The 8,496-nt window shown below is 73.6% G+C and carries 6 protein-coding genes and 2 pseudogenes; 4 read left to right on the forward strand and 4 right to left on the reverse strand.

Translation table 11 applies throughout. The annotated features are described in order from the left end of the window. Window positions 1-627 (forward strand): hypothetical protein (locus tag BJF79_RS25470; RefSeq protein WP_075901090.1); only part of this gene is annotated, 627 nt, incomplete at its 5' end. Here the strand turns inward: BJF79_RS25470 and BJF79_RS25475 are convergent. Beyond that, window positions 620-2,094 (reverse strand): annotated as a pseudogene (locus tag BJF79_RS25475) (aldehyde dehydrogenase). The gene BJF79_RS25470 and the pseudogene BJF79_RS25475 sit on opposite strands and share 8 nt — an antisense overlap. Before the next feature lie 104 nt (window positions 2,095-2,198). Here BJF79_RS25475 and BJF79_RS67275 point away from each other — a divergent pair. The 3 genes and pseudogenes from BJF79_RS67275 to BJF79_RS25485 form a co-directional block, all read left to right on the forward strand. Continuing rightward, window positions 2,199-2,861, forward strand: a pseudogene (locus BJF79_RS67275) (amidohydrolase family protein); the annotation flags it as partial. Between the two features lie 238 nt (window positions 2,862-3,099). Further along, the gene (locus BJF79_RS61580; protein WP_262402567.1) at window positions 3,100-3,837 is read left to right on the forward strand and encodes an amidohydrolase family protein; all 738 of its coding nucleotides are present in this window, start codon (window positions 3,100-3,102) and stop codon (window positions 3,835-3,837) included. Between the two features lie 35 nt (window positions 3,838-3,872). Further along, window positions 3,873-5,099 (forward strand): cytochrome P450, encoded by a 1,227-nt coding sequence (locus tag BJF79_RS25485; protein ID WP_075901092.1) that lies wholly within the window; start codon window positions 3,873-3,875, stop codon window positions 5,097-5,099. 53 nt (window positions 5,100-5,152) lie between these two features. Here the strand turns inward: BJF79_RS25485 and BJF79_RS25490 are convergent, their stop codons facing one another. The 3 genes from BJF79_RS25490 to BJF79_RS25500 form a co-directional block, all read right to left on the reverse strand. Then, window positions 5,153-6,352 (reverse strand): amidohydrolase family protein, encoded by a 1,200-nt coding sequence (locus BJF79_RS25490; protein WP_083733881.1) that lies wholly within the window; start codon window positions 6,350-6,352, stop codon window positions 5,153-5,155. 84 nt (window positions 6,353-6,436) lie between these two features. Further along, on the reverse strand, window positions 6,437-7,279 hold the full coding sequence (locus tag BJF79_RS25495; RefSeq protein WP_075901094.1) for an SDR family NAD(P)-dependent oxidoreductase: 843 nt from the start codon (window positions 7,277-7,279) through the stop codon (window positions 6,437-6,439). A gap of 20 nt (window positions 7,280-7,299) precedes the next feature. Further along, window positions 7,300-8,496: thiolase C-terminal domain-containing protein (locus tag BJF79_RS25500; protein WP_262402568.1), on the reverse strand; the 1,197-nt coding region annotated here is incomplete at its 5' end.

The raw sequence follows: 8,496 nt of genomic DNA on the forward strand, positions 1-8,496 counted from the left end.
GCGGCGGGCTGGCGGGAATCGGCCGCCGCGTCGGGGGAGGCGCCGCCGGGCGTCCGCCCGGCCCGCGCGGCCGTGTGCACGCCGCTGCCGGAGTTCACGGGACCGGACGTCCGGCACGACGGGATCGGCATCGAATGGTTCACCGGCCCCGCCCACCTGCGGCGCTTCGAGGAGTGGCTGCGAGACACCGCCGCCGCCCCGCCGGACGGCCCGGTGGTCATCGCGGACGAGGCGGTCCTGCGCGGCGCGGGCTGGCTCGACGACCGGTGGGAGCGCGGCGGCGAGCGGTTCAAGCACATGGCGCTCGCGCTGCGCGCCGACCACCTCACCGCGGCGGAGTTCGCCGAGCGCTGGAAGGCGCACGCGGGCCGGGTCGGGCGGCCGGGGACGGGCGGGGCCACCGCCCTCCCGGCGGACGTGCGGGGGAGCGCGTACGTGCAGAACCATCCGCGTCCCCGGACGTCCGGAGAGTGGGCCTACGACGCCGTGAACGAGGTCTACTTCGACGACATCGCGGGCCTGCGGGCGCGCGTCGAGTGGTTCGACGACAACCTCGCCGGAACGGACCGGGACGACGGCCTCTTCCGCCGCTCGTGGTTCGTCGCCGCACGTGAAGAGCTCATCTAGCCGACGCGAGGAACGGCGCGGCGATCCCGATGCTGCGCGGTTCCAGGAAGGCGCGCAGCCCCTCCGGGCCGAGTTCCCGCCCGAGGCCCGACTCCTTGAACCCGCCGAACGGCACCTTCGGGAACGGCGGCGCGGACCCGTTGACCGCGACGCTGCCGGTGCGGATCCGGCGCGCCACCGCCAGCGCGCGCCGCGCGTCCCCGGTCCACACGCCGCCCGCGAGCCCGTACGGCGAGTCGTTGGCGATGCGGACGGCGTCGTCGTCGCCGTCGTAGGGGATGAGGCACAGCACCGGCCCGAAGATCTCCTCGCGGGCGACGCGCATGGAGTTGTCGACGTCGGCCAGGATCGTCGGCTCGACGTACCAGCCCTTCGGCAGGTGGGCGGGACGGCCGCCGCCCGCCGCGACGCGCGCGCCCGCCTCCACCGCGAGCGCGATGTAGCCCTCGACGCGGTCGCGCTGCCGTTCGGCGACGAGCGGGCCGACGAGCGTCGCCGGGTCGTGCGGGTCGCCGACCGGGACGGCCTTCGCGGCGGCCGCCGCCGCCTCGACCGCCTCGGCGTACCGGGACCTCGGCACCAGCACCCGGGTGTGCGCCCCGCAGACCTGCCCCGACAGGTGCATCGCCGCACCGACGAGTTTCGGCATCACCTCCGGCACGTCGCGTCGTCGAGGACGATCGCCGCCGACTTCCCGCCGAGTTCCAGCGACACGCGGGTGACGCGCTCGCCGCACAGGCTCATGATGCGCTTGCCCGCCGCCGTCGACCCGGTGAACGCGACCTTGTCGGTCTCCGGGCGGGTGACCAGGTGCTCGCCCGCCTCCCGGCCGCCCGGCACCACGGAGACGACGCCGTCCGGGACGCCCGCCTCCGCCAGCGCCTCCGCCAGGACGAAGTTGCTGAGCGGCGCCTCCGGCGGCGGCTTCAGCACCACCGTGCACCCGGCCGCGAGCGCGGGCGCGATCTTCCAGGCCGCCAGGGTGACGGGCGCGTTCCACGGGACGATCGCCGCGACGACGCCGACCGGCTCGTTCGTCACCAGGCCCACCCGGTCCCCGGCGGTCACCTCGCGCTCGAACCCGAACTCGCGGGCGAGACCGGCGTAGTGGTCGAACAGGGCGGCGACCATGCCGGTCTGCGCCTTGGCCGCCTGGCCGATCGCGCAGCCCATCTCCTCGACGGTGATCTCGGCGATGTCCCGCTCCCGCTCGCGCAGCGCGTCGGCCGCGCGGGCCAGCACGTCCGCCCGTCCGGCGGGGGACGTGCGGGGCCACGGGCCGTCGTCGAAGGCGGTACGCGCGGCGGCCGCGGCCCGGTCGATGTCGGCGGTCGTGGCGACCGGGACCTCGCCGACCACCTCCTCGGTCGAGGGGGAGACGACGCCGAGCCGGTCGCCGCCCGCCGGGGCCGTCCAGCCGCCGCCGACGAAGAACTCCCGCCGATACATCAGCCGGTCTTCCACCATGCCGCCTCCCGCGTCTATGCTCCGTTTAAGTATGTGAGGGCTCACTTGTTAACGCAACCACCGGGCCCGGATCTCACCGCCCGTCTCGATCGATCGGAGCGCAGATGGACCTGCTGTTGCGCGGCGCCACGCTGGTGGACGGCACCGGCGGCCCGCCCGTCCCGCACGACGTCGCCGTCGAGGCCGACCGCATCTCCGCCGTCCGCGCACCCGGCGAGCTGGCGCCGGGCCCGGGCACCGAGGTCGTCGACCTGGACGGCCTGACGCTCGCGCCCGGCTTCATCGACGTCCACACCCACTACGACGCGCAGATCCTCTGGGACGGCGACCTCACCCCGTCCAGCTGGCACGGCGTGACCAGCGTCGTCATGGGCAACTGCGGCTTCGGCGTCGCGCCCGCCCGCCCCGAGCACCGCGACGTCATCGTCCGCACCCTGGAGAACGTCGAGGGCATGTCGCTGGAGGCCCTCAACGAGGGCATCGACTGGTGCTTCGAGACCTACCCCGACTACCTTGCCGCCGTCGACGCGCGCGCCAAGCGCCTCAACGTCGGCGCGTTCATCGGGCACACGCCGCTGCGGCTGTTCGCGGTCGGCGGCGAGGAGCGCCCCGCGACCGCCGCCGAGACCGAGACGATGCGCGGCATCGTGCGCGAGGCCGTGGCGGCGGGCGCGATGGGGTTCTCCACGTCGCGGCAGCCCGCGCACCAGGGCGCCTACGGACGCCCGGTGCCGAGCCGCTTCGCCGAGAACGACGAGATCCACGCGATCGCGTCCGTCCTCGGCGAGCTGGGCAAGGGCGTCCTCCAGGTGTCCATCGGCCCGGGGATGTTCGTCGACCAGTTCTCCGAGATCGCGGTCCGCTACGGCGTCCCGGTCACCTGGACCGCGCTCGTCGCGCGCGCCGACAAGCCCGGCGCCGCGCTGCGCGCGGTCGAGCGCGCGCGCGCTGCCCGGCGAGGTCTACCCGCAGATCGCGTGCCGCCCGATCGTCATGCAGGTCACCATGGCCGACCCCGCCCCGCTCGGCGAGATCGACGAGTGGAAGGAGGTGCTCGCCCGGCCCCGGAGCGAGCGCGCGGACCTGTACCGCGACGCGTCCTGGCGCGAGCGGGCCCGCCCGGCGACGCTGGCGGCGTGGAGCCACCGCTGGCGCAAGACCAGCGTCGAGGAGACCCGCGCCCACCCGGACGCCGCCGGGGTGCCCCTCGACCGGCTGGCCGCCGACCGCGGCACCACCCCGTTCGACCTGATGCTCGACCTGGCCCTGAGCGACGGCATGGCCACCCGCTTCCGGATCGTCCTGGAGAACGACGGCGACGACGAGATCGGCGGCCTGCTCGCCGACGAGCGCACGCTGCTCGGCCTGTCCGACGCCGGGGCGCACGCCAGCCAGCTCTGCGACGCCTGCTACTCCACCCACCTGCTCGGCCACTGGGTGCGCGAACGCGGGGCGATCACGCTCGAACAGGCCGTCTGGCGGCTGACCGGCCACCCGCACAGGGCGTTCCGTGTCGCCGACCGCGGACTCGTCCGGGAAGGCTTCCACGCCGACCTCGTCGCCTTCGACGCCGGCGCCGTCGGGACGACGCCCGTCGAGCGGGTCCACGACCAGCCGGGCGGCGCCGACCGGCTCGTCGTGCGCAGCACCGGCGTCGAGCACATGTGGGTCAACGGCACGGCGACGCGCTCCGGCGGCGCGGACGTCGAGGGCGCCCGTCCGGGCCGGCTGATCCGCGCCTGACCGGCGTCCACCCGACCCCGAGAGAAGGAGAGCCGATGGCGAGCGCCGAGCCGGGCGGGCCGATCACCGACGAATGGGTCGAGCACCACTTCGACCATCTCGCGCCGGAGTTCGCCCGCGACTTCCATCCCACGCTCGCCCGCGCCCGCTCCCGCTGCCCCGTCGCCCGCAGCGACCGGCACGGCGGTTTCTGGGTCGCCAGCCGGTACGAGGACGTGCTGAGCATCGCCCAGGACTGGCGGACGTTCAGCTCCGAGCTGGGCATCACGGTCCCGCACGTCCCCTCGGCCGCGTCGATGAAGATCTTCCCGGTCACCATCGACCCGCCCCTGCAGCGGACGTTCAAGAAGCTGGTCAACGCGCACTTCACCCCCGCGAAGATCGCCCCGTGGGAGGAGCCCACCCGCGCCCTGGTGAACCGGCTCATCGACGGCTTCATCGAGCGCGGCGAATGCGACTTCATGGACGACTTCGCCCGCCCGTTCCCCGGTCTCGCCTTCTTCGACCTGGCGCTGCACGCGCCCGCCGAGGACCTCGACGAGGTCAACGGGTACGCGACGAAGGCGTCGCTGCCGCAGGCCCCCGACCGGATGGAAAGCCTGCGCGCCCTCGCTGGCTGGATCGGCGGGTTCATCGAGCGGCGCCGCGCCGAGGGACCGCGCGGCGACGTCGTCGACGCGGTGCTCGGCGCCGAGATCGAGGGCCGCCCGATCACGCACGCCGAGGCCGTCGGGACCGTCCAGCTCCTGGTGATGGGCGGCCTCGACACCACCGCCGGGGTGCTCGGCGCGGCGATGCTGCGGTTCTGCGCGCACCCCGAGATCCCCGCGCTGCTGCGCGCCCGTCCCGAACTGATCCCGGGCGCGGTCGAGGAACTGCTCCGCCTGGACGGCTCGTTCGTCTGCATCGGACGGACGGCGCGGCACGACGCGGAGATCGGCGGCCACCGGATCAAGGAGGGCGAGCAGGTCCTCATCTACTGGGCGTCGGCCAACCGCGACGAGGCCGAGTTCGCGGACCCGGACGGCTTCGACCTCGACCGGCCGAGCAACCGCCACATCGCGTTCGGCGCGGGCCCGCACCGGTGCGTCGGGTCGAACCTCGCCCGGATGAACCTGCGCGTCGCGCTCGACGCGCTCGTCCACCGCCTGGACGGCGTCGAGCTGCGGCCGGACGCCGACATCGACTTCCACTCGACCTTCAACCGGGCGCCGCTGTCGGTGCCGATCACCTTCGCCCCGGGCGGGCGCACGGAAACCTGACGGAACGCCGGCGCCCCCCACCGCCAGGGTGCGGGCGCCGAACGTCCGGACCGTCAGCCCCGTACCGGCGGCTCCAGGTTGTAGAGCTTCGTCGCGGTGTGCTGCAGTACCTTCCCGATCGTCTCCTCGGGCAGGCCGCCGAGCGAGCGCTCCATGACGTCCCGCGGGCTCGGCGACTCCGACGCCGGCCCGGGGGACAGGCTCGTGGCGTGCGGGAAGTCGGTCTCGAACATGAGGTTGTCCTCAAGCTGGTCGATCACCGCCCGCACCGACTTCCGCTCGAACCAGTACATCCCGTAGATCTGCCGGGCCATGTACTCGCTCGGCAGCATGCGCTCCGGGTACTCCTTGTGCGCGCCGACGTTCAGCCACTGCCAGTCCATGCTCTCGCCGAGGAACGGCAGCCAGCCCGCGCCGTTCTCGACCGAGACGAACTTCAGGTCCGGGTACCGGTGGCAGACGCCGCTCAGCACCACCTCCGCGATGTTCTGCGCGTTGCCCAGCAGGACGAGCGCGCTCTCCTTCGTGAAGTCGATCTTCTTGGACTGGTCGACGGCGCCCTTGAGTTCGTCGTCGGTCGCCAGGAAGCCGACGTGGAAGTTCATGCTGAGGCCCATCTCCTGGGCCTGGGACAGCACCGGCTCCCAGTAGTCGTCGATCAGCCGGGGGAACCCGGCCTTGTCGTAGCGGGCGGCGAACAGGACGCCCTTGTGGCCCATCTCGTGGGCCCGCCTCATCTCCGCGACGGACTCGTCGATGTCCCAGAACGGCAGCATCGTCATGGGGACGAGCCGCCGCGCGTCCGCCGAGCAGAACTCGGTGATCCAGTCGTTGTAGGCGCGGACGCACTCGGTCGCCAGCTCGCGCGGCATCTGGTTGAGGAACCGGTGGCTGTGGAACCCGAGGATGTTCGGATACATCACCTGGTAGTAAACGCCCACTTTGTCCATGTAGGCGAGGCGTTCCTTGGGGTCGACGGCGGCCGGGAGCGCGTCCGCGAGCCGCTTCGGGTGCGAGGGCGGCCACTCCGGCCAGCCCGCCTGCGCGAAGGCCCCGACGCCGTACAGCTTCCGGTCGCCGATGTACCAGTAGTCCTCCTGGCGCCTTTCGTGGAACTTCACGTGCGGGACGAGGTCGCCCCACTTCGACGAGACGCGCGAGGTCCAGAGATCGGCCGGCTCGATGATGTGGGAGTCGACGTCGGCGACGGCGTACCGCTCGCACATCGCGGCCCCGGTGCGCTGGTCGGGCATCGGCGTGGAACCCTTCCGCTCAGCTTAGAGAGTATTCACTTACTTAATGTAGGCCGGGCGCCGCCCCCGCGCAACAGCGGACGCCTACTCGCCCGGCTCCGGGACGCCGCGCAGGTGCCGCGCCATCATCAGCGGCGTCACGCTGAGCACCCCCGACTCCACGGGCAGCGTCGCGCCGGTGATCCACCGCGCCTCGTCGCTCGCCAGGAACGCCGCCGCCCAGCCGACGTCCCAGCCCGTCCCGGCCGTCCCGAGCAGGCCCGCCTCCGACCGCATCGCGTTCATGAAGTCGGCGTGCGCGCCCGGCTCCGACACCGACATCACCATCGGCGTCGTGATGTGGCCGGGCGCGACCGCGTTGACCCGGATGCCCTCCCGCCCGTGCGAGTACGCCATGTCCACCGTCATCGCGACCAGCCCGCCCTTCGCCGCCGAGTACGCGACGGTCCCGTCGCCCCGCAGCGCCGAGATCGACGACACGTTCACGATCGACCCGCCGCCGTTCCCCGCCATCACCGGCACCGCGTACTTGCAGGCCAGGAACGCCGTACGGAGATTGATGTCGAACGCCCGGTCCCACGCGTCCTCCGTCGTGTCGACGACCGTCCCGAGCGAGGCCAGGCCGATGTTGTTCACCAGGACGTCGACCGTCCCGAACGCGTCCACCGCGGCCCGCACCATCGCCTCGCAGTCCGCCGCGCGGGTCACGTCGGCGGCGAACACCTCCGCCTTCCCGCCCTCCGCCTCGATCATCGCCCGGGTCTCCTCCGCCCGCTCGGGACGCAGGTCCACGAGCAGGACGCGCGCGCCCTCCCGCGCCAGCACGACCGCCGTCGCCTTGCCCGTCCCGATGCCGGGACCGGGCGTCGACCCGGCCCCCGTCACGATCGCGACCTTGCCCTCGACCCGTCCCGGACGTTCCACCATCGGACGTTCCTCCCTGTGTGTCATCGGCGCGTCAGCAATGCCGCGCCCGCCTCGAAACCCCCGACGTTCGTCACGGCGCAGACCTCCGCCCCCGACACCTGCGCGTCCCCGGCCTCCCCCCGCAACTGCCGGACGGCCTCCGCCACGTGGCCGAACGCCGCGTGCAGCCGTCCGCCGGACAGCTGGCCGCCCCACGTGTTGACCGGGAGCCCGCCGCCCGGCCCGATCCGCCCGCCCGCCACGAAGTCCCCGGCCTCGCCCGTCCCGCAGAAGCCCAGCGCCTCCAGCCACCAGACCACCTCGATAGTGAAACCGTCGTAGAGCTGCGCGACGTCGACGTCCTCGGGCCGCAGCTCCGTCCGCGCCCACAGCGCCGCCGCCGTCCCGTGCCCGACCCGGCCCATGTCCTCCCACTGCTCCCACGACGGACGGCCCTCCACCACACCGGCCATCGCGTCGATGCGGACCGGCGCCCGCAGGTCCGCCGCCGTCTCCGCCGCCGACACCACGATCGCCGTGGCGCCGTCCACCGGGACGTCGCAGTCGTACAGGCACATCGGCGACGAGATCGTCCGGGCGGCGAGATACTCCTCGACGGTCAGCGGCGACCGGTACACCGCGTCCGGATTGCGGGCCGCGTGCGCGCGCTGGGACACCGGGATCCACGCGAGCTGCTCGCGCGTGACGCCGTACTCGTGCATGTACCGGGTCGCGTACGGCGCCACCTGGCAGACGGGCGACAGCATCCCCACCGGAAGCAGCCACGCCAGCGGCCCCTCCGCCACCGGCTTGGTCGACCCGTACGCGGGACGCCCCCCGGCGGCGCGCGCGGCGCTGCCCTCCTTCACCGTCCGCCACACGACCACGTGCCGCGCCTGCCCCGTCGCGACCGCCTGCGCGGCCCCGTAGAAAGGCAGCGCCATCCCCTCGACCTGCCCCTGCCGCCACGACGTCGCGATCCCCAGCGCGTCCTGCACCTCGTACAGGTTCCCGTTCGCGTACCCCGGCAGGTTCGCCGCACCGCCGCCGGGGAACATCGCCAGCCCGTCGATGTCGCCGACGCCGAGCCCGGCGTCCTCGACGGCCGCAGCTCGGCGTCGATCGTCAACTGCAGCCCCGACCGCCCGACCCGCCGCCCGATGGTCGACTGCCCCACCCCGGAGATCACCGCCCGCCGCTCGAACGGCTCCCCGAACACCCCCCGCCGCCCCGCCCCG

It is taken from the genome of Actinomadura sp. CNU-125, assembly GCF_001942465.1.
Taxonomy (GTDB): Bacteria; Actinomycetota; Actinomycetes; order Streptosporangiales; family Streptosporangiaceae; genus Spirillospora.

Excerpts from the sequence above, each read along its gene's own strand:
- BJF79_RS61580 (WP_262402567.1), top strand. The coding sequence starts at position 3,100 with ATGGCCGACCCCGCCCCGCTCGGCGAGATCGACGAGTGGAAGGAGGTG.
- BJF79_RS25485 (WP_075901092.1), top strand. The coding sequence starts at position 3,873 with ATGGCGAGCGCCGAGCCGGGCGGGCCGATCACCGACGAATGGGTCGAG.
- BJF79_RS25490 (WP_083733881.1), bottom strand. The coding sequence starts at position 6,352 with ATGCCCGACCAGCGCACCGGGGCCGCGATGTGCGAGCGGTACGCCGTC.
- BJF79_RS25495 (WP_075901094.1), bottom strand. The coding sequence starts at position 7,279 with ATGGTGGAACGTCCGGGACGGGTCGAGGGCAAGGTCGCGATCGTGACG.